At 39.6% G+C, this 21,949-nt stretch carries 22 protein-coding genes and 1 riboswitch; of the genes, 7 read left to right on the top strand and 15 right to left on the bottom strand.

The window, feature by feature from the left end; translation table 11 throughout:
• Positions 1–49: 49 nt before the first annotated feature.
• The 9 genes from BLR37_RS11730 to BLR37_RS11770 all read right to left on the bottom strand — a co-directional run bounded on the left by BLR37_RS11730 (position 50) and on the right by BLR37_RS11770 (position 9,189).
• On the bottom strand, positions 50–580 hold the full coding sequence (locus BLR37_RS11730) for a CPBP family intramembrane glutamic endopeptidase (RefSeq protein WP_090768769.1): 531 nt from the start codon (positions 578–580) through the stop codon (positions 50–52).
• Between the two features lie 244 nt (positions 581–824).
• Complete coding sequence (locus BLR37_RS11735; protein WP_090768771.1) at positions 825–1,346, bottom strand: hypothetical protein; 522 nt, start codon at positions 1,344–1,346, stop codon at positions 825–827.
• A 498-nt stretch (positions 1,347–1,844) separates the two neighbouring features.
• Positions 1,845–2,375, bottom strand: a complete 531-nt coding sequence (locus tag BLR37_RS11740) for a hypothetical protein (protein ID WP_090768773.1) — start codon at positions 2,373–2,375, stop codon at positions 1,845–1,847.
• A gap of 46 nt (positions 2,376–2,421) precedes the next feature.
• The gene (locus tag BLR37_RS11745) at positions 2,422–3,186 is read right to left on the bottom strand and encodes a copper homeostasis protein CutC (RefSeq protein ID WP_090768775.1); all 765 of its coding nucleotides are present in this window, start codon (positions 3,184–3,186) and stop codon (positions 2,422–2,424) included.
• Positions 3,187–3,204: 18 nt separating this feature from the next.
• Entirely contained in the window at positions 3,205–4,083 is an 879-nt protein-coding gene (locus BLR37_RS11750; protein WP_090768778.1) for a YegJ family protein, read from the bottom strand.
• A 42-nt stretch (positions 4,084–4,125) separates the two neighbouring features.
• Positions 4,126–5,160 carry a glycosylasparaginase gene (locus BLR37_RS11755; protein ID WP_090768780.1) on the bottom strand — a complete coding sequence of 345 codons (1,035 nt, stop codon included), beginning with the start codon at positions 5,158–5,160 and terminating at the stop codon, positions 4,126–4,128.
• 399 nt (positions 5,161–5,559) lie between these two features.
• A complete protein-coding gene (locus tag BLR37_RS11760; protein WP_208599641.1) occupies positions 5,560–6,363 on the bottom strand; it encodes a nitrilase family protein in 804 nt (267 codons plus the stop codon).
• Positions 6,364–6,384: 21 nt separating this feature from the next.
• Entirely contained in the window at positions 6,385–7,530 is a 1,146-nt protein-coding gene (locus tag BLR37_RS11765; protein ID WP_090768782.1) for a methionine aminotransferase, read from the bottom strand.
• A gap of 432 nt (positions 7,531–7,962) precedes the next feature.
• Entirely contained in the window at positions 7,963–9,189 is a 1,227-nt protein-coding gene (locus tag BLR37_RS11770; RefSeq protein ID WP_090768784.1) for a multidrug effflux MFS transporter, read from the bottom strand.
• A gap of 239 nt (positions 9,190–9,428) precedes the next feature.
• Here BLR37_RS11770 and BLR37_RS11775 point away from each other — a divergent pair, with 239 nt between their 5' ends.
• Both BLR37_RS11775 and BLR37_RS11780 read left to right on the top strand, forming a co-directional pair.
• Complete coding sequence (locus tag BLR37_RS11775) at positions 9,429–10,199, top strand: queuosine precursor transporter (RefSeq protein WP_039483449.1); 771 nt, start codon at positions 9,429–9,431, stop codon at positions 10,197–10,199.
• A 28-nt stretch (positions 10,200–10,227) separates the two neighbouring features.
• Positions 10,228–10,680 (top strand): hypothetical protein, encoded by a 453-nt coding sequence (locus tag BLR37_RS11780; protein ID WP_090768846.1) that lies wholly within the window; start codon positions 10,228–10,230, stop codon positions 10,678–10,680.
• 76 nt (positions 10,681–10,756) lie between these two features.
• Here BLR37_RS11780 and BLR37_RS11785 read toward each other — a convergent pair whose 3' ends face one another.
• The 3 genes from BLR37_RS11785 to BLR37_RS11795 form a co-directional block, all read right to left on the bottom strand.
• A complete protein-coding gene (locus tag BLR37_RS11785; protein WP_090768786.1) occupies positions 10,757–12,001 on the bottom strand; it encodes a homoserine dehydrogenase in 1,245 nt (414 codons plus the stop codon).
• A 134-nt stretch (positions 12,002–12,135) separates the two neighbouring features.
• On the bottom strand, positions 12,136–13,194 hold the full coding sequence (locus BLR37_RS11790; RefSeq protein ID WP_090768788.1) for a homoserine O-acetyltransferase family protein: 1,059 nt from the start codon (positions 13,192–13,194) through the stop codon (positions 12,136–12,138).
• Positions 13,195–13,225: 31 nt separating this feature from the next.
• Complete coding sequence (locus BLR37_RS11795; RefSeq protein WP_090768790.1) at positions 13,226–14,557, bottom strand: O-acetylhomoserine aminocarboxypropyltransferase/cysteine synthase family protein; 1,332 nt, start codon at positions 14,555–14,557, stop codon at positions 13,226–13,228.
• Positions 14,558–14,835: 278 nt separating this feature from the next.
• Positions 14,836–14,946, bottom strand: a riboswitch (SAM riboswitch).
• 213 nt (positions 14,947–15,159) lie between these two features.
• Between BLR37_RS11795 and BLR37_RS11800 the strand changes: the two genes are divergently transcribed.
• Entirely contained in the window at positions 15,160–16,167 is a 1,008-nt protein-coding gene (locus tag BLR37_RS11800; protein WP_090768791.1) for a hypothetical protein, read from the top strand.
• Between the two features lie 45 nt (positions 16,168–16,212).
• Here the strand turns inward: BLR37_RS11800 and BLR37_RS11805 are convergent, their stop codons facing one another.
• Positions 16,213–17,328, bottom strand: a complete 1,116-nt coding sequence (locus BLR37_RS11805) for a trans-sulfuration enzyme family protein (protein WP_090768793.1) — start codon at positions 17,326–17,328, stop codon at positions 16,213–16,215.
• A gap of 123 nt (positions 17,329–17,451) precedes the next feature.
• Between BLR37_RS11805 and BLR37_RS11810 the strand changes: the two genes are divergently transcribed.
• The 4 genes from BLR37_RS11810 (at position 17,452) to BLR37_RS11825 (ending at position 21,066) form a co-directional block, all read left to right on the top strand.
• Positions 17,452–17,946 carry a hypothetical protein gene (locus BLR37_RS11810; RefSeq protein ID WP_039483433.1) on the top strand — a complete coding sequence of 165 codons (495 nt, stop codon included), beginning with the start codon at positions 17,452–17,454 and terminating at the stop codon, positions 17,944–17,946.
• A gap of 439 nt (positions 17,947–18,385) precedes the next feature.
• A complete protein-coding gene (gene mqnE, locus BLR37_RS11815) occupies positions 18,386–19,579 on the top strand; it encodes an aminofutalosine synthase MqnE (protein ID WP_090768794.1) in 1,194 nt (397 codons plus the stop codon).
• Between the two features lie 77 nt (positions 19,580–19,656).
• Positions 19,657–20,280, top strand: coding sequence for a histidine phosphatase family protein (locus tag BLR37_RS11820; protein WP_090768796.1), 624 nt, complete (start codon positions 19,657–19,659; stop codon positions 20,278–20,280).
• Positions 20,281–20,325: 45 nt separating this feature from the next.
• Positions 20,326–21,066: a menaquinone biosynthetic enzyme MqnA/MqnD family protein gene (locus tag BLR37_RS11825; RefSeq protein WP_090768798.1), complete on the top strand. Its 741-nt coding sequence runs from the start codon at positions 20,326–20,328 to the stop codon at positions 21,064–21,066.
• Between the two features lie 167 nt (positions 21,067–21,233).
• On the opposite strand, the gene BLR37_RS11830 is transcribed toward BLR37_RS11825, so the two are convergent.
• Together BLR37_RS11830 and BLR37_RS11835 are read right to left on the bottom strand one after the other, a co-directional pair.
• Positions 21,234–21,551: an HPF/RaiA family ribosome-associated protein gene (locus BLR37_RS11830; protein ID WP_244154646.1), complete on the bottom strand. Its 318-nt coding sequence runs from the start codon at positions 21,549–21,551 to the stop codon at positions 21,234–21,236.
• Between the two features lie 120 nt (positions 21,552–21,671).
• On the bottom strand, positions 21,672–21,949 hold a 278-nt coding region (locus BLR37_RS11835), incomplete at its 5' end, for a transposase (RefSeq protein WP_143009567.1).

The following is a 21,949-nucleotide window of genomic DNA, read 5'->3' on the forward strand; positions in this document are numbered from 1 at the left end:
ATGTGAAGTCAGATATACCATCTGACTTTTTTATTGGGAAACGAATTGGTTAAAACAATTTAAACAGTTCTTCTAACGGATACAGGTCTAAGAAGCAAGCTGTGGCATTGAAAAAGAAGTGAACAAAAACGCCATACCATAAGGTTTTGGTTTTAATTCTTAGCCAACCCAGAAATAAGGCAAATGGCAGCAGCCAGAATATAGAAATCAGGCTGAAGTGGATAATGAAAAACAAGACCGAAGAAATATATACCGCCTCTTTTTCATCTACTACACTTAATAACTTCTGAATTAAATATCCTCTGTAAGCTAACTCTTCAAATATTGCAGGATAGAGCGCAATGGAAAGAAACATGAGATAAGTGCCATACCTGTGGAACTCGAACAGGGTGTAATGCCTAACTTCTTTTTTGAAAAGCAATACATTTAAGTGATCTACAAGGAATGTAACCGTAACTGACGCCAGAATAGTAAGTACAATAAGCCCAAGCAATTTAGCGATGGAGAAGCCCGGCCATTTCAATATGGCTTTATTTTCAGGCCAGTTGTAAAAAAAGAAGAGCAGGGCAGAGCACCCCATAATTACATCCAGACAAAATAATGTAGTTAACGAGTGATCTTTGATCAGTAACGAAGCGACACAACAACAGATTTCAACGACAAAAAATAGCCCAACCTGCTGAATGTTGGGCCACCTTTTATGCTGAATCACAATATCCTTGTAGTTTTGGGCTCTGCCGCAAGTGCTACAAAATTTATTGCCTAACGGAACTTCGCTCTGGCAATTATCACATAAGTTCTCAGGAATTGGCTGTTCTTCCAAGTTATTCGATATTAAGCTCTTTTTTTATCTTATCAGCTTCCATTACGGATTTAATACCTTTAATCAGGTAAATTATAATACCGACTTTAAAAATAATGCCTTTGAATATGGTTGCAGGATCGGCAATGAGATTTAAAATCTGAATGATCACGTATAATGATAAGCCCGAAATCATGGCAGTAGTAGGCTTGGATCTGCTTAAAACTCCAAAGCCTAAAAATGCGCCAACCAAAATAACATTCATGATCAATAAGGCAAACTGATCTTCTGCTGCAGCAGTAAAAAATATAAATATTGTAGATAGCCCAATAAATCCAGCAATCCAATAGAGTGAATTACAAGCGCTGTCTACCGACCTTTGTAATTCGATAAGATCTACTTCTTTAATTGTTCTGTTGGCAATATGACTATCTTTTTCTTCTTTTGTTCCCTGAAGCGGGAAACCGCAGTTGTTGCAAAAGGTATCGGTAAGGGTAAAGGGTTTGTAACAGCTGTTACATAAGCTATCATTTGAGCTTTCCATAATTTAAACGTTAATTTTTTTGTAAATATAGAATTGAAAGAAAGCATTGCAAAATATCAGGTAAAATTTTTAGAAGTTATTTTAGCTGTTAGCATTGCTGAGTGTTAAAGTATTAGTTTTATCTGGAAATTTGTCAGGTTGAGGGGTAATTTATTGTATAAAGATCAATATGAGTGACAGCCTAACGGCATTGATCTACTAGAAAAATCGTCATTGCGAGAAGGAACGACGAAGCAATCTTTCATGCCGGTAAGTTTTGCTATAAAGATTGCTTCGTCGGCTGAAAAAGCCTTCTCGCAATGACGAAATTGCTTAGGTGTCTGTCAATGGTAGCTTCTCGAAACGCCTTTCACAGAATTATCAGTGAAGTCAGATGTTACCATCTGACTTTTAATAGGTTCTAAACACGGTTGTCATTCTGAGCCCGTCGAAGAAGCTTTGCTAAGCTAAGGTGCTTTGGCATATCGGCAGGCCCAGGATCACAAATTTATTCTTAAATTATTTCCCCTTCATCGGGTGCTGCACATATTCAGACCAGCCTACTACTTTACCATTTTTCATTTTAAAATCGTTAAAGCAGTTAACGGTATCTGTTTTACCATCTTTCATTGTCGAGATTTGTTTATACCACAAACTCACCCATTCTTCTGATTTATCTTTGCTAATTACCGATTCCATATCTTCCATATCGATCTGGATTTGTTTAAACCGGTCTATTTCGTGCTGTGCCTCACCTAAAAACTGACTTCTTGTACCTTTAAAGCTGTAGTTATCTACCATTAGCCAGATGCTGTCACCCAGAAAAGGTTTAACTGCAGCCGTATCCAGAGATGCAAAGCCTTTTAAAGCACTCATGGCGGCGATCATGTTCTGAGGTTCAGGATTCATTTCCCAGCTGTGCACCTTTTTAGGTGTGTAGGGATACTTCGTGGTATCGGAGGTTACCGATTCAGTTGTTTTTGCTTCTTTACTCTGGCATGCCGCCAAAAGCAAAGCCACCGCAAATAGGGGGATTAGTTTTTTGATCATAATTAGTATAGTTAATGGTTAATTAAATATACTAAATAACTGAATACTATTTATTTAAATTCCTGTTGATAATTGTTGTCAGTGCCTTAACTTTCTCTTCGGACGTTAATTCGTAACGGTATTCATCTTCAATACTGCCCATTTTGGTCTCAGTATTCCGGTATTCCATTTTACTGGCAACAAATACCTTTGCCGATGCATGAAAGTTGGTAGCACCAGTCTGGCTAATTAATTTCTGAATATTGCCCTCGTTTATCCCTGCACCCGGCATAATGGTAATGCGGCCATTGGCTTTTTTAACGAGTTGAGCCAGTTTTTCAGCACCCAGAGGAGCATTGGGAGCACCTCCAGAAGTTAAAACCCTTTCAACCTTAAGGTCAATCAGGTCTTCCAGTGCCTGATCCATATCATTACTCATATCGAAAGCCCGGTGAAAAGCTACTCCCATAGGTTGCGCCAGGGCAATGAGTTCGGCACATCTGCTTTTATCAATGCGACCATCGGCACGAAGTATCCCGATAACCACACCTTCACATTTTAAAGCTTTACAAGCAATTATATCTTCTTTCATCAACTCAAACTCAATGTCCGAGTACAAGAAATCGCCACCCCTTGGGCGGATAATTGGCCAGATGGCTATGCTGAGATTTTTTTTAGCTAGTGCGATTTGACCATAACTGGGGGTAGTACCGCCTTCGGCCAGGTTATCGCAAAATTCGACCCTGATGGCGCCGCCATTTTGTGCAGCCAGGGCAGAGGTATAAGAATTGGCACATACTTCTAATCCACCAACCGTTCCGTTATTATTCATGTTGTGCTTTAATTTAAATTATTCTTTTGGTCCTTTAGGGCCGAGAACTACCCAACCTTTGGGCGATTTATAGGTGTTTAACTGCTGTACCGATTTGCCTCCATCGGCATGCCAGCATACTTCGGTAATTACCCAATGTGTTTCATCGATCTTTTTACGTTCGGGAAAAGCATTCTGGATACCTGAAAAATCAGGAAAGCCGTTTTCTTCAATGTTTTTGATGAAAGATAGCTTTAATAGTTCGGCCGTTTCGTTGATAACCTCCTTATTTAGGTCCATATCCATGCCCGAGAGGAGCGTAGCAGCCTCTTCGAAAAAATCTTTGCAGTCCATCGCCGCATGGATATCCTTATAATTGTACGCTTTTTCTAAAGAAAGGATTGCACCTTCCGGCGTTTCCAGATTGGCTTTAAAATGATCTACACCTTCATCAATATATAAATTAACCTGCTGATCGAAAGCCATTTTATCCTGATCAGGAATGGTATCTCGGATTGCCCTGATGGTGTAACCTCCAATTAACCGGCCATTTTCAATAATCATCCAATCGGAAATCAGCTCGCGTTTTATGCCTATTTTCTGGTTCAGTTTTACATTGTGTACATTAACCGGCGCATTGCCTACGGTGCCAAATAAATTGCCTTCGTCATCAAAATGAGGATCGGTTAACCAGATATGCTCGCCGTTTTCACCATCAATAATCATCACTTTAATAGAAAAATAATCCTGCCCGGGCGATGGATTTTTCAAACTGGCTTCAAAATACCATAGCGTAAGACCAGCCTTTTCAATGGCCCAATCCATTTTTTCATTATCCTCCGGAACCACCACCATATCTGGTTCGCCTTTGCGCTCGGCAACATTTTTTTTGCCGAAAATCTTTGCTAGTAGTCCCATTAGCGTTTTATTTAGATCTGAGCTGTGAATATAGCCATTCTATTAATAATAGCTTTTACCTTTAATTAAAAGGTCTTGTTTTTCTGCATTGCATACCGCATAACTGAAACCTTGCTGAATGGCATAAGCACCATATTCGCCTTTTTTATTAATGGCCAGAAAACCAACCTGGATATTTTTAGCCGTTTCGGGTTTCTTTTTAATGATGCGCATAACCGCTTCCTTGCAGGCTGCTTCTGGTGTATAACCTTGTCTCATCAATTCTACTACTAAGAATGAACCTACGTTTCTAACCACTTCTTCGCCAACGCCTGTAGAGGTTGCACCACCAACTTCGTTGTCTACGTATAAACCTGCACCAATAATCGGACTATCGCCAATGCGGCCATGCAGTTTATAGGCCATACCACTTGTGGTGCAGGCACCTGAAATATTGCCTTTGGCATCAATTGCCAGCATGCCAATGGTATCGTGGTTATATTGGTTACCTGGTAATTTTTGAGGGGCAGCTTTTTGGTAAAGCTTATTTTCGATATTCATTACCGGCGCATATTTGGCCGTTTTTAACCATTCTTTCCATGCCTTTTCACTTGCGGGAGTAAGCAGGTTTTCTTTTTTAAAGCCCTGTTCTAATGCGAATTGTAAAGCTCCATCGCCAGCCAGCATTACGTGAGGTGTTTTTTCCATTACTTTACGGGCTACCGAAATGGGATGTTTGATATACTCGAGCGCTAAAACCGCACCACAGTTACCTTGTTCATCCATAATACAAGCATCGAGCGTAACGCGGCCATCACGATCGGGCAAGCCACCATAACCAACCGATTGATTTTTCTCATCAGCTTCCGGCACCCAAACACCTTGTTCTACAGCATCCAGCGCACGTCCGCCTGCAGCGAGTACCTTCCAGGCATCTGCATTGGCTGCAATTCCAAAATCCCAGGTAGAGATTACAATCGGGAAATTGGCAACCTTTGTTTTTTTCTGCGGAACTACGGCAGCAATGCTGCTTTTCTCGATAGCCAGCAGGCCGGCTGAAAGGGCAGAGGCTTTTATAAATTTACGGCGGTTAAACATGTATGTGTGGTGCTTTGTTGTTTTATTTGGTTAATTGTATAAATTGGTTAACTGGTTAATTGTTAGCTATTCTTTGAAAATTGCGATTTGGTTATTGGTTATTCCCAACCTGGGTTAATTGTATAAAACGTTTAACTGGTTAATTGTTTGTTATACTTTGAAAATTGTGATTTGGATATTGGTTATTCCCAACCTGGATTAATTGTATAAAATGGTTAACTGGTTAATTGTTTGTTATACTTTGAAAATTGTGATTTGATTATTGGTTATTCCCAATCTGGGTTAATTGTATAAATCGTTTAACTGGTTAATTGTTTGTTATACTTTGAAAATTGTGATTTGGACATTGATTATTAGTTATTGATAATTGGTCATTGGTTCTTGAAGTTTGATTCTTCTCTAGCTGATGATAAACCTGTCTGCATCTTTAAGAAACGGGAACTGACGCCTGATTTTAACCAGTTCTTCGTAATTGATACTGAAAGTATATAAGTCTTCGTCTTCTGGTTTGTAATAAACGGTATTGCCATAAGGATCTAAACACATGGATAGGCCACTGTGGTAAATCTGGTTGCCATCGTGCCCAACACGATTTACAGCAATTACATAACTTTGGTTTTCAATGGCCCGTGCCGGAATGAGGGCTTTCCAATGTGCCGAACGTTTGTCTGGCCAGTTGGCCACTAAAAGCAAAATATCGTATTCCTGATCTACATTACGCAACCACACCGGGAAACGAAGGTCGTAACAAATGGCCAGTCTGATTTTCCAGCCTTTTAGTTCGACCACGAGCTTGTTGTTGCCCGGACTAAAATGCTGATCTTCATCACCCATACCAAACAAATGGCGTTTATCGTAATGTTGGTGCGTTCCATCGGGCTCCATCCAGATCAGGCGGTTATAATATTGGTTATTTTCTTTAATAATGATGCTCCCGGTGACCACGCAATTATATAAATCTGCCATTTTGTGCATCCACTGCATGGTTTTACCACCCATTTCTTCGGCTAAGGCTTCAGAATTCATGCTAAAACCGGTGTTAAACATTTCGGGCAGGATAATAAGATCCGTTTTTTCCCGTACACCCATCGAAAGGCGAAGGGCCAGGTTTAAGAGGTTTTTATCGATGTTTTCCCAAAAAAGATAAGCCTGAAATACAGTTACTTTCAGGTTTTCGATTTGAGTGTAAACAGGTGCTTCCATTTCTTTATGAGTTTGGTGCCGTTAAATATTCTTTAATTTCTCTGCAGCTAAAGCCAGCGTTTCGTGCTCCTTGGCAAAACAGAACCTGATAATTTTGTGATCAGTACCTTTCTGGTAAAATGCAGAAACGGGTATGGTGGCCACACCAAATTCTTTAATCAGGCGCATGCTGAAATCGGTATCTTTTTCATCGCTGATATTCCGGTAGCTGGCGCATTGAAAATACGACCCGTTGCAGGGGAGAAGTTCCAGTCTGCTTTCGGCCAAAAGGCTCCTGAAATAATCGCGTTTCTCCTGAAAAAATGCCGCAATTCCGGTGTAATTGGCAGGTGTTTGCAAATAAGTGGCAATAGCTTGCTGCATGGGACTATTAACGCTAAAAACGTTAAATTGGTGTACCTTCCTGAATTCTTTGGTTAGTTTTTCAGGTGCCAGACAATAGCCGAGCTTCCAGCCTGTAGCATGTAAAAGTTTCCCAAATGAGGCCACAATGAAACTGCGTTGCTTTAATTCAGGATATAACATTACGCTTTGGTGCTGCTGTCCATCGTAAATTAAATGTTCGTAAACTTCATCGCTTAAGATTAAAATATCGGTGCCGCTAACCAGTTTAATCAGTGCTTTCATATCATCTGCCGATAGTATGCTTCCTGTTGGGTTTTGTGGCGAATTTAAGATAATCATCCGGGTTCTGGCCGTAAACAATTTCTTCACCATATCCCAGTCAATAGCATAACTGGGAGGAGCTAATTCGTATGTTTTAACCAGTCCGCCAAGTAATTTAATCGTTGGCGCGTAGCTATCGTAAGCAGGTTCGAATATAATGACCTCATCACCGGCACTGATTATGGCAGCAAGAGCAGTAAAAATAGCCTGAGTGCCGCCAGCAGTAATGGTAATTTCGGTATCTGGATTGTATTTTACCTTATATAGATTTTCTACTTTTGCCGCAATGGTTTCCTTTAAAAATGTTGAACCAGGCATTGGAGCGTACTGATTAAAACCATCCTGCATGGCTTTACTCACCAGTTCAACTAAATTGGGATCGCATGCGTAGTCAGGAAAACCTTGCGATAAATTAATGGCATTGTGTTCTGCCGCAAGCTTGCTCATCACCGTAAAGATGGTGGTACTTACGCCAGGAAGTTTAGATTGTATATTCAGCATCTTATAAGCGAAAATAGAAAAAAAAAGCTTAAAGCAGGAATAGGCTGGCCTAAAACGCTTATGATGATACAAATATTATTGAAAACCAGAAGCCTTAATAGTTTACCACGAAGACACGAAGATCACAAAGTATTTTAAAGATGCGTGATGCGGATTATGTATTCGTCATGCTGATCCGATAACATAGCTTTTTAACCAAATGATATATATTCTGAAGGTATAATTATAGGTTATTTTTCAAATGATATATGTTCTGAAGGTATAATTATGGTCTCAGAGATGATAATTATAGACTGTTTTTCAAATGATATATGTTGAAGGTATAAAACGATTTTACCGCAGATCATGATTAAGCATCTACGTTTCTTATCTGTTAAATCTGCGGGAATTAATATTGCTTTGTGTCCTTAGTGCCTTTGTGGTCAGCAAAACTTAATGTGCAACCACAGCCGCATCAGCATCGGCTTCTACTTCACTGGTAATAAACCTGCGGCCAATTAACAGGCAAAATAGCGCTATAAAGGCTGCCACAGTCATTACCAAGGGCATGGGTACTACCGAATGTTCACTGAATAAACTTACCATTACCGAGGCAAGCGCTCCCAAACCCATTTGCAATGCGCCCATTAAGGCCGAAGCACTTCCTGCATTTTTAGAAAAAGGGGCCAGTGACAAGGCTGCTGCATTCGGATTAATTAAACCCAAACAGGCCAAGAATAAGGCAATAAAACCGATGGTACTGTATAAATCAAGCCAGTTATTTAAAGCAAAGATTAGGAATGTTAAACTGAAGATGCACTGGGCAACCAGTGCACAGGTTACAATTTTTTTACTGCTAAACCATTTCAAGATCAGACTATTTACCTGACTCGAACCAATAAATGATACCGATAAAAGGGCAAATATCCAGCCATAGCCCGTTTTGCTTACTTCATAAATCTTCATAAACACGGTGGGCGAAGAAGATACGTAAGCAAACAATCCTGAGAAGGTGATCGAACTGATTAAAGCGTAAGTATAAAACTGCGGTTCACGCAATACGGTGAAAAAGCTATTCAGAATAGGTTTTGGCTTTAAAGAGTAATTGGGATCGGGTTTGTAGCTTTCTGGTAACTTAAAAATAGAGGCGAGCAGCATTAAAACAGCCATTAAGCCTAAGAAGACGAATACATATTTCCAACCGAGTGCCGAAATTAAATAACCACCGGCAGTAGGGGCCAGCATTGGAGAAACTGCAATAACCAGCATTAAAGAAGCGAATACCTTAGGACTTTCTTCTACCGAAAATAAATCGCGCACCATGGCTACAGAGGCTACAGCGGTAGCACAACTTCCGATGGCTTGTACAAAACGCAAAACAATAAGTTGATTCACATCAGTTACGGCTAAACATAAAACCGAAGAAAGGATATAAAGCGCTAAACCAAAATACAGCGGCTTTTTACGTCCATATTTATCGAGCAAAGGGCCATACAAAAGCTGACCGGCTGAAATTCCGATAAAAAAACTTGATAGTGAAAGGGCTACAACAGACTCGGTGCTCTTTAAATCTTTGGCAATATCAACAAAACCAGGCAGATACATGTCGATAGAAAACGGGCCAAGCGCAGCGAGTGAACCTAAAATAAGTATTAAATAGAAGTGTTGTTTCTTAGCCATAATCTGTTAGTTTTTCGGAGGTGCAAAGATTGGGAGATTTAATTTGCTAACCTAAATTTACGGGTCGACCGATTGTAAAAATTACCACCGCACCTAAAATTGAATTAATCTGTGGCAAAAAATAAAAACACAGAAAGATCTTATATTGATTATACTCCCATAATCTTTTAAAGTAAACAACTTGTTAAAAAGTATAATCCCTGCGGTTATGTGGCAGATTATTTTTAGATTTATTGCCTATGACTTTTAAAACGAAAGAAAGCCGTTTGCTACTCGTTCTGGGTAGTTTTTTTGTGGCCAATGCAATATTATCAGAATTTATCGGTGTTAAATTATTCAGTGTAGAAGAAACGCTGGGCATGAAGAAGTTTGACATCAATCTTTTGGGTGTTCCGCATTTGTCGTTCGTAATGTCGGCAGGGGTGCTAACCTGGCCCATTATTTTCATCATGACCGATATTATTAACGAATATTTTGGGGTAAAACAAGTCAGGTTTTTATCTATACTCACTTCAATTTTAATTGCATTTGCCTTTATTGTGGTATGGGGATCTATGCATTTAAGCGCTGCTGATTTTTGGGTTCATCAAAATATAAACGGCGAAGACCTGAACATGAACAATGCCTTTGCCGGAATATTCGGGCAGGGGATGTGGATTATAGTTGGCTCCATTACAGCCTTTATTATCGGACAAATGGTTGATGTGCTCATTTTTCACCGGATTAAAAAGATAACCGGCGAACGGGCATTGTGGTTAAGGGCAACTGGCTCAACACTGGTATCGCAGTTTGTAGATAGTTTTGTGGTCATTTTTATTGCCTTCTACCTGAACCCTCAATATCACTACACCTGGAAAATGGTGTTTGCTATTGGCTTGGTGGGTTATACCTATAAGTTTATTGTAGCCATTTTAATGACACCAATCCTGTACCTCGTACATCGTATTATCGATGCCTATCTGGGTAAAGATTTAGCCCATAAACTCATGCAAATGGCTGGTCGTGGATAAAAAAACTAACCAAATATATCGCTTGCTTATGAAATTAAATTATTTAACGGGCTTCGCCTTACTTTCGCTGGTGGCCTGCAATAGCCCGGCAGAAAAAAAGAAAGATCAATCGCTCGATATTCAGGGCACCTGGCAGCTGGTTTCGGCTACTACTACGCAGAACGGCAAAAGCGAGGTGACCGATTATACTGGCAAACTAAAAATGATTAAAATGTTTAACGATACGCATTTTGCATTTTTGAAACACAGCACTAATCCGAAAGATACTGCAGATTTTGATGCAGGCGGCGGAACGTTTAAGCTGGATAAAGATAATTATACCGAACACCTGGAATATTATAAGAATAAGAACTGGGAGGGTAATACCTTTAATTTCAAACTGAGTATTAAAGGCGATACTTTAATTCAGCAAGGTGTAGAAAAGGTGGAAGGAGAAGGCGTTGACAGGGTAATTACAGAAAAATATATAAAAGTTAAGTAACACAAAAGGCCGGAATCGCTCCGGCCTTTATGCTTAACAACAAAACAAATAAAAAAATTAACCTTAAAAAATAAATTTAAAGGGCTGCCAGTTCTTCGGCAAAAACATTTTCGCTTAACAGCTCTTGCTTGTAAATCTGTCTGCCGGTATAAGCCACAAAAACAGCCGGATCTAAAAGCAGTTCACGGTTTTTGATCAGGCTTTCCAGTTTAAGCGTTCCAACCACATATTTATAGCTATTGGCTGCATAGCGCTCGCTAATATTATCAAATTCCAGTAAGGTAATCAGTTCTTCATCAGCATAGCGTAAGTACACTTCAAGTAATATTTCTTCAGTATGCTTTACACCATTTTCTGCATGGTATTTTTTGTACTCATAACGGTAATCGTAGCGTAATGCAGCAATATCCGATAGTACGGCTGCACCGGTTGGGTGACCGCCGGCACCTTTGCCATAGAAAAACTGTTTATCAGCAAAAGCAGCCTGTACCGCAACCGCATTGTATTCGTTTTCTACATTGTACAGGAAATCGTCTTTAGCTACCAGTTTAGGCAAAACATAAGTTACCACATCTTTGGTGTTTACCTTGCGTGCTGTTGGAACCAGTTTGATTTTAAAGTTTTTCTCGCGTGCATATTTAATATCGTAGTCTGATAGGTTTTGGATACCAATGTTTAAAATACTATCTGGGTTTACGAACAAGCCATAAGCATGCGCTGTAGCAATAGCCAGTTTGTATTTCGGATCGTAACCACCCACGTCAAGAATCGGGTCAGTTTCGGCAAAACCTAAATCCTGGGCTTCTTTCAATGCTGAATCGTAACCTTGATTTTCGTTAAATATTTTAGATAAAATGTAGTTAGATGAACCATTAAAAATACCACTTAACGCGTGGAATAATTCGTTATCGTAATATTCTTCGAGGTTACGGATAATTGGAATACTACCACAAACCGCACCTTCATACAAGAGGGAAGTGCCATGTTCGGCCTGTAAATCTACCAGCTCTTTTAAGTGGGTAGCAATCATTTTTTTATTGGCCGAAACTACGTTTTTACCGTTTTTCAATGCAGTAGTTACAATTTCGTATGCTGCATCAGCATCGTTAATCAACTCCACAATGGTGTTGATTTCGGTATTGTTTAGTATCTCGTTACGATCGGTGGTAAATAAATCTTTATTGAGCGTACGCTTCTTCTTTGGATCTTTTATCGCGATTTTAATGATCTCCAGGTTCAGGTTCTGGCTTTGGATAATATCCAGTAAGCCTTGTCCTACAACTCCGAAACCAAATAAACCGATTTTTAAATTCTTACTCATTGTTATTGTTGTGATTACACAGATTTACGGATTACACCGGTTTTACCTGTTATTATATTTGTTTTAAATCTTTATAATTTAACCTGAAACTTTAGCCTTTCAGCTTTAGTCTTTGGTCTTTCTGCTTTCAGCTTCTAAGCAGTATGTTGCAGCTTGATTATCTTCTTATCGCGGCTTTCTTTAATAAAAGTTCCGATAATATTGGTCAATGCATTGGTTTCGATTAAGAACCCATCATGGCCATATTCAGAGTGAATGGCGGCAAATTCGGCACCGGTAATCTGATCGGCCAGGTACTTCTGCTCTGAAATCGGGAAAAGAAAATCGTTTTCGATACCAATTACCAGGGTATTTGCTTTAATTAACTTCAGGGCATCGGCAATGCTCTTGCGGTTACGGCCTACATTGTGGCTATCCATTGCTTTGGTTAAGTAATAATAGCTGTAAGCATTAAAGCGTTTGGTTAATTTTTCACCCTGATAATTCTGATAAGATGAAGCCCTGAAATTATCGGTTTTATCGTTTACACTCTCTACCTGTGTGCTGCCGTAAGCATTATAAGTACGGTAACTTAAAAGCGCAATACTTCTGGCCGCTTTTAAACCTTTAAGCCCGCCATCGGGTTTGTTGGCATAAAAAGTACGATCAGTAGTAATAGCCAAACGCTGACTTTCGTTAAAAGCAATTCCCCACGGCGAGTGCACTGCGTTTGTAGCTACTAAAATCAGGTTCTCAATTTTATTAGGTTCAATAATGCTCCATTCAACCGCTTGTTGCCCGCCTAACGAACCACCAATTAACAATTTAATGCTATCGATTTGTAAATGCGCTGCTAACAACTGGTGTGCAGAAACAAAATCGCGGATGGTAAACTGCGGAAACGAAAGATAATAAGGTAAACCATTAACCGGATTGGTACTTAAAGGATTGGTTGTACCATAATTAGAGCCCAATACATTGGCACATACAATATAATGATCGTTCGGATTGAACAAAGCGTTTTGTCCAAACAAACCTTCCCACCACTCAAAAACATCTGCATTGGCCGTAAGTGCATGGCAAACCCATATTACGTTATCTTTCTTTGCGTTTAGCTTGCCGTATGTTTGATAAGCGATTTGCAGATTACGGATTTTTTTTCCGCTTTCCAGCTTAAATTGTTTGTTGTATTGATATGTTGATGATGTGCTCATGCTAAAATAATGCTCGTGGTAATAAAAAAAGTTAGGCTTGTAAACTGGCTGCGCTTACTGATAAGCCAATGGCTGCAAAAGCCTGTTCAAAATCAGCTTTAATATCGTCGATATGTTCTATACCAACCGATACGCGAAGCGAATTGGGTTTAACACCTGCCGCCAGCTGCTCGCTATCGCTTAATTGCTGATGGGTGGTGGCCGAAGGTTGGATAATTAAAGTTTTGGCATCACCCACATTGGCCAGGTGCGAAATTAACTTCAGGTTATCGATCAGCTGGGTTGCACTTTCTTTGCTGCCATTTAATTCGAAAGATAAAACTGCGCCAAAGCCGTTGCTTAAATATTTCTTAGCTAAATTGTTGTATTTGCTGCTGGCAAGACCCGGATAAGCTACTTCTTTAACTGCCGGATGGTTTTCTAACCAGGTAGCCAGTTCTAAAGCATTATCTACATGGCGTTGTACACGAAGCGATAAAGTTTCTAATCCCTGCAGTAAAAGGAAAGAATTGAATGGTGCAATAGCCGGACCTAAATCCCTTAAACCTTCTACACGTGCACGGATAATGAACTGGATATTGCCAAAAGGGCCATTAACACCAAAAACATCGCTAAAAACAAGTCCGTGGTAACCTTCTGATGGCTGGCTGAATTGCGGAAATTTACCGTTACCCCAATTGTAATTTCCACCATCAACAATTACACCGCCAATGCTGGTGCCATGGCCACCAATCCATTTGGTAGCCGATTCTACCACCACATTAGCACCGTGCTCTAACGGCTTAAACAGATAACCTGCAGCACCGAAAGTATTATCGACAATTAAAGGCAGATCATATTTTTTAGCGATTGCAGCAATTTTCTCAAAATCGGGCACACTAAATGCCGGGTTACCAATGGTTTCTAAATAAATGGCTTTGGTTTTATCGGTAATTTTAGCTTCAAATTCTTCAGGCACATCCGGGTTGGCAAAATCAACGTGGATGCCTAAACGTTTAAAGGCAACTTTAAATTGATTATAAGTGCCTCCGTATACATGAGAGGAAGACACAATGCTGTCGCCAGCTTCGAGAATGTTGTTTAAAGCAATAAATTGTGCTGCCTGACCAGATGCAACTGCTAAGGCGGCAACACCACCTTCTAAAGCGGCAATGCGTTTTTCGAAAACATCGCTGGTTGGATTCATGATTCTGGTGTAGATGTTGCCAAACTCTTTTAAGGCAAATAGATTGGCACCATGCTCGGCATTTTTAAATCCGTACGAAGTGGTTTGATAAATGGGAACAGCCCTTGAACCGGTTGTAGGATCGATTTCCTGACCTGCGTGAATTTGTAATGTTTCGAATTTATATGAAGTTGACATAATCTTTAGTGTTTAAATTTTTAAATGTTGAATAATCTGTAGAGATCAGGCTAACCTAAGCTAGAGGTTAAACCTATGTGGGCGTATCCCGTTTTAGCGGGACCTTCCAGTTTGAAAAGCACAAAAAGGGAAGATTTTTAAATTACTGTATGCAACAGCACATACAAGTAATCGCCTGCATATTGCAACACATAAAAGAAACAGAAAGACTTTCTACTTTTTTAAGGTTTACACTGGGTTCGCTTAGCGATTGAAGATTTAATGTTTTCATCAGTTAAAATTTATATCACCAGATAACACCGTGTTAGCTGGTCAGGAATTGGCACCTTCTCTTTCTGAGGGTTGCCAGTGGGTCATCGAGCCAGTCTCTCGCCACTTCTTTATAAATCAACCTTTGAAGATTGACTTTTATTTAGCTTGCTGCCAAATAATATTTCAAATGTCTGAATTTAATTTTAATCTGCAAAATAAAATTTTGATTTCTAAGTAATCACCTGATAATGAATAGGCTAATTTTGTGTAATCTGCCCTTTGCAAACATTTTAATATAAAATTAACGCTTAAAACTTTAAGTTTGTGCTACCTATCTAAATCTAATCATCATGAAAAATGCAAAATCGTTTGGTTTAGCACTACTGTTTACCATAGCAGGTCTAAACAACGTTAACGCCCAGTTTGGCGGGTTAAAAGATAAATTATTAAAAATCGGAACCGCCCAGGGTGCCAAAGCTTTAGGTGTTGATCAATTTCTGAAACAACCTGCCGCCATTACCACCAGTTTCGAAGATGTAAACCGCGAAGGCGAGATGATGCCCGATTTTAAATCGAAAGAAAAATTTCAGCCTTTGTATTTATTACCTAAAAACCCAGAGGGAGGCTATGTGCTTTGCGAAGGTTATTATGAAATGACCAATAAAAGCTATTGCCTCAAAGCCGGAACTTTTGCCCCATCAAAAGGCGATGGTTACATGTTTGCACCTGTTTTAGGCCCAAAGGAAGAAATTGTAGTATCGATATTAAAAAGCGCCGAAAAACATCCTGAAGTAGAACAACATGATATTCAGGTATTATTATGGACCATTATTGCCCGTACAAAGTTTGCCGATTACAGTGGTCAGGTTAAACTTACCGCCATTAAACTGCTTACACCGAAACAACTTACGCAATTAGAAGGCGGTGCATTAGGTGTTTTACCCGTTGATGTGATGGAGAAAGCCAAAGACAAGCTACCTGCAGCTGTAAAAGCAGTGTTCGAAGCTGAAAACAATATCAGACAGCTTGTGGCATCAGGCAATTACACTTATGCTGATATGGAAAAATATGCGATAATCGCAGGTATGGCGCCACCAAGAAGCGATGTACCGAGCGGCATCTGGACCAAACATCCTGATGGCTATTACATCCGCTATTTCCCTTCGGGCTATTCCATTACCAAAGTACAGATTTATGTACCCAAAGAACTATTGGCCAATGGAAACAAACTAATTTACGATGCTGCAGGAGATATTGCCTGCCCGGCAAACACCGGATCGCAGCGTTTGGCACAAACCAATGAGCCTTTGGAGGCTAACTATTCGCTTAAATTAACTACAGTTTGTAACCCGAAATAAGTAGATAATCCTATAAGGTTTTAAAAACCTTATAGGATTTAATTGCTAGTTTAAAGCCTGCTCCAAATCAGCAATAATATCATCAATGTGTTCCAGGCCGACTGAAATACGCAAAAGGTTTTTAGGTGTTTTGCTATCTGGTCCCTCGATAGAATAGCGGTGTTCGATTAAACTTTCAACTCCACCTAAACTGGTTGCCTGTGCAAATAGCTTAACCTTATTTACGGTTTTACTTGCAGCCTCTACATCGCCTTTTACCAGGAACGACATCATACCACCAAAATCTTTCATCTGGCCTTTGGCAATCTCATGCTGGGGATGCGATTCCAATCCCGGATAAAAAACAGCTTCCACATTAGGGTGCTGATTTAAATAATCGGCTACTTTTTTGCCGTTTTCGCAATGGCCTTTCATGCGGTAAGCGAGGGTTTTAAGGCTTCGGGTTAATAAATAGCAATCAAATGGCGACGGAACTGCACCACCGGTTTGTTGTACATTTTTAATTTTATCCCACAATTCGTCCTTTTTGGCCGTAACCAAAATACCTCCCAAAACATCACTATGTCCGCCAAGGTATTTAGTGCTGCTATGCATCACAATATCGGCGCCGAGTAAAACGGGATTTTGTAATATTGGCGAAGCAAAGGTGCTGTCGCAGGCAAAGGTAATATTAGCTGCTTTGGCTATTTTACCGATTGCGGCAATATCCGTAACTTTTAATAAAGGATTAGAAGGTGTTTCAGACCAAATGAGTCTGGTATTGGGCTTTATAGTAGCTTTAACCAGTTCAAGGTCAGTCTGGTCTATAAAATCAAATTCAAGTATATCGGCAAAGATGGTAAGCAGTTGTTTTTTAAAACCCCAATACATATCATCAGGTGCAATAATGTGGCTTCCGGCCTTTAATGCCTGAAATAAGGCCATACCCGAAGTATTTCCCGATGAGAAAGCAGCTGCATCTTCACCGTATTCTAATTTGGCTAAAGTGTTTTCTAAAGCAGACCGGTTTGGATTGCTTACCCTGCTATACATGTGTCCGCCCGGGTAGCCACCATGCTCATCGCGAAAAAAAGTTGTAGACAGATTAATGGGAGGGGTAACATCGCCTGTAGCACTGTTAACGAGATTAGATGCGTGAATAGCAAGGGTTTCGGGTTTCATGATAATAAGGGGTTATCGAAATAATAGCAGTTTACAATTTAATATTTTGCAGCTAATTTAAACTTCGTAATTGTTTTGGCAAGATTTATGTAACAAGTTTGACGAAATTTAAATTAAACTAAAATGAAAAGATTATTTATAGCTATCGCAATCGCATGTTCTACTTTAGTAATGTTACAAAGCTGTAACACGGCAAAAAGAGTAACCGCTGGTGTTACAGGTAGCCGCGGTACAGTAGTGCGCGACTGGGTAGTAAGCAACGTAGCTTTAGAAGGTTTGCCAGATGGCGCTGTACAAGGTTTATTCGGAGAGAAATCTTATAAATGTTTTCAGGGCAGTACCTGGCATTTAACCAACAGCGGTAACGGATCGTATACTTTACCTGCATCGAGCGCCTGCGGATCGGTAATGCAAACTATTTTCTGGTCGGCAGCACCAAAAGATCAGACTTTCCAGTTTAAAAAAATCTATGAAGGCGATAAAGCTAAAAACGTAACTGAAGGTTACCGTTTAGTGCTAACTGAACTTTCGAGCACACAAATGGTATTAAAATCACCTATTGAGTTTGGCGGAAGAACTGCAAACATCATTTTAACTTTTGCGCCAGCAGCAAGATAATATTTAACATTGAAAAACATACCCGGAAGCACTTCTGAAAAGAGGTGCTTTTTTTATGGCTATATTTTGCTACGGAGGCACAGATTAGCACGGAAAGCTTTTTTGAGTTAATCCAAATAGTTGTCACACTGAGCGGAGTCGAAGTGCTTCTTGCTTTTACGTAATAAGCCACAGATTCACTGATTTACAAGGATAGTTTTTAAGTTAATCTAATATAGTTGTCACACTGAGCGGAGTCGAAGTGCTTCTTGCTTTTACGTAATAAGCCACGGAGGCACAGATTAGCACGGAAAGCTTTTTTAAGTTAATTAAAATCTATGTTTACCCTTCCTTACCTGTGGTTAATTATAACACGCTACTCCTAAAAATACCGGTTTGTTACAAGAAAATGATTTTCAAATCGACCCATTATTGTATTTTTGTTCAAAATATTTCAGGAATGAATACAACTGATCAGGTTGAAAAAATACTAGCTGATACCAACTTATCAACTGAACTACAAAACATTGCACACAAAGTTCTTCACGGAGAACGGATTAGTTCTGATGAAGGCGTTTACCTTTACGAACACGCAGAATTAGGCTACCTTGGCGTTTTGGCCAACTTTGTTCGCGAGCAAAAACACGGCGATAAAACTTATTTTAACCGTAACTTCCATTTAGAACCGACCAATCTTTGCGTTTACGACTGCAAATTCTGTTCCTATTCGCGCTTACTGAAGCAAAAGGAAGAAGGCTGGGCCTTAACCATGGAGCAAATGCTCGATATTGTAAAAAAATACGATGGCGAACCGGTAACTGAGGTGCACATTGTAGGTGGTGTTTTACCACAGTATGATGTCGCTTTTTACTCGGCATTATTTACAGCTATTAAACAGCACCGTCCTGATTTGCATGTTAAAGCTTTAACCCCTGTAGAATACCACTATATTTTTAAGAAAGCCAAAATTGATTACGCAACCGGAATGCGCCTGATGAAAGAAGCAGGTTTAGAATCTATTCCGGGTGGTGGGGCAGAAATTTTCCACCCTGAAGTACGCGATCAGATTGCCAAAGATAAATGTACAGGTGAGCAATGGCTGGCCATACACGAAGAATGGCACAAACTGGGCATGCGCAGTAATGCAACCATGCTTTACGGCCATATCGAAAAGTTCTGGCACCGGGTTGATCACATGGAAAAACTGCGCGAGCTACAGGACAAAACCGGCGGTTTCCAGACATTTATTCCGCTAAAATTCCGCAACCAGCATAACCAGATGAGTGATGTTCCTGAAGTTTCGGTAATTGAGGATTTAAGAAATTACGCCATTGCACGCATTTACATGGATAATTTCGACCATATCAAAGCGTATTGGGCCATGATTAGCAGGGAAACCGCACAACTATCATTAAACTACGGGGTTGATGATATCGATGGTACGCTTGATGATACCACCAAAATTTATTCGATGGCGGGAGCAGAGGAGCAGAACCCTGCCATGAGCACTAAAGAACTCGTAAACCTGATTAAACAGGTAGGTAGAAAAGCTATTGAGCGCGATACCCTATATAATGTGGTAACCGATTTTGAGCATGTGGTTTTCGAAGAAGAAAAGAAACCAGCTTATTACAAATTACCTGTAGTGAATTAGGAATTGAAAGAAAGTATGAGAGATAAATTGAATACGATTTCATTCTCCCATAATCTACTATTCAATAAATATAAAATATGAAGCAAATTTATATCATCCGCCACGGCGAAACGGAACTGAACAGACAAGGCATAGTACAAGGTAGAGGTATAAACGCTGATTTGAATGATTTGGGCAGAGCACAAGCTGAGGCATTTTATCAAACTTATAAAGATGTAGGTTTCGATAAAATTTATACTTCAGCGTTAAAACGTACCTGGCAAACCGTACAGAAATTCATTGATTCGGAGCTTCCCTGGGAGCGTTTATCGGGACTGGATGAGCTGGCATGGGGTGTTTGGGAGGGAAAACCCAATACAGAAGAGGCACGCGAAGCTTTTAGAACGATGTTACAATGCTGGCAGGAAGGTAACTATACAGCTCATTTTGAAGGGGGAGAAAGTGTACAGGATGTATACGAACGTTTAAAACAACCTATGGAAGTTTTGATGACCCGCCCTGAAGAACAGAAAGTTTTACTTTGCATGCACGGAAGGGCTATGCGTGTTTTCTTATGTTTATTATTAGGAAAGCCATTGAGTGAAATGACCGAATTTCCGCACCAGAATACTGTTTTGTATAAAATGGGTTTCGAAGACGGAAAATTTACTGTACTTGAATTTAACAGTGCCGTTCATTTAGACGGTTTAGTGATTGGATAATCTGCTTAACGCCAAACGCGTAACGCAAAACATTAACATAACACCTTGAATAAGATTAAAATATCGGCTGTTGCCTACACCAATACCAAAGCATTTATCTATGGTTTGGCAAATTCGCCAATTATCAATAAAATAGACTTAAGTTTAGATATCCCTTCAGATTGCGCCGCTAAAGTAATTAATGGTCAGGTAGATATAGGGTTGATGCCTGTTGCGGCTATTCCAAACGTACCCAATGCCAATATTGTAGCTAATTACTGCATAGGTAGCGATGGCGCTGTAAACTCGGTATTTATTTTCAGTAAGGTGCCTGTGAATGAGATTAAAACTCTGCGTTTAGATGCACATTCCAGAACTTCGAATAACCTGGCTAAGGTATTGCTCAAGTTTCATTGGGAGCAGGAAGTAGCGTTCACTACCGATCAAAATACAGAAACGGATGCTATTGTACTCATCGGCGACCGGACTTTTGGTAAAACACAGGATTTCGCTTTTGTTTACGATATGGGCGAGGAGTGGAAGAAATTAACCGGCTTGCCATTTATGTACGCCGCCTGGGTAGCCAATAAAGAAATTTCGCAGGACTTTAAGGATGAATTTAATGCTGCGTTAAAGTTTGGTTTAGATCACCGCAAACAAGTTTTGGCTGAATTGTCGCCTGTAAGCAACTTTGACCTGGAAGATTACCTGTACAACAAGTTACAATTTGAAGTAACTGAGGACAGAATGAAGGCAATGCGCCTTTTTTTAAGTTATATTGAGGAACTAGAAAGAGTCAAAGTTTAAAAATCGTTATTGCGAAGCTAGTTTTTCTTTAGCTGAAGCAATTTTATAAGGTTTATACTGTAAGATTGCTTCAGCTCGCACGGCCCGGCTTCGCAATGACGAATCACTTATGTCATTCCTGCTCGTCTTGCTGAACTTGTTTCAGCATCTCTTTAGAAGTGAATGAATTAATGGCTTTTCATTTTACCAGCAACTTTTTCAAGGGTACTTTTTAGTTTGGTTAAAGCACCTGTAATTGCCAAATCATAAGTATTGCCTAAGTTAGTTACCGCAACAGGCTCTTTTCCGCTAATTCTGGCTTCCAGCAAACATCTTTTATCTTCCAGTCCTTCTTTAATGCCATTCTCATCAGATAAATGAACTTCGAGGCGTGTAATTAAATCACTATATCTGTTCAGTCCTTCGTTTAACTGGTTATGGATTTTTTCTTCGTATTCCTGGTGTATGGTTAAGTTTTTGTCGGTGTTTAATTGGATCGTCATCATATAATATTTATCTTTTTTAGTGTAACACTTAAGCTTCGTTATTTGTTTCAAGGTAGTCTTAACTGCCCTTTGTTTTTAAACCTGTATTCTATGGTTTTTGCAAATAAATTTTGAAATATTTTATGCTGCGAAATTCAAATCTTTCTCATATGGCCTATCTTTTAGTACCGCAGCAAATGCCCTACTGATTAGTTTATTTCTAAGTACATTTAGGATGGATGAGTGATGTTTACCTTCCTTTATTTTCCTATCATAGTATCTTTTGAATTCATTGTCTTTTTTTATGGTGTTTAAGGCACACATCGTTAACAAGGTTTTTATTCTTTTATTTGCCAAATGACTGACTTTTGGTTTTCCTTTCAATGTTGTACCGGATGTATTACCAAAAGGTGCTAGTC

Source organism: Pedobacter soli, assembly GCF_900101435.1.
Classification (GTDB): domain Bacteria; phylum Bacteroidota; class Bacteroidia; order Sphingobacteriales; family Sphingobacteriaceae; genus Pedobacter; species Pedobacter soli.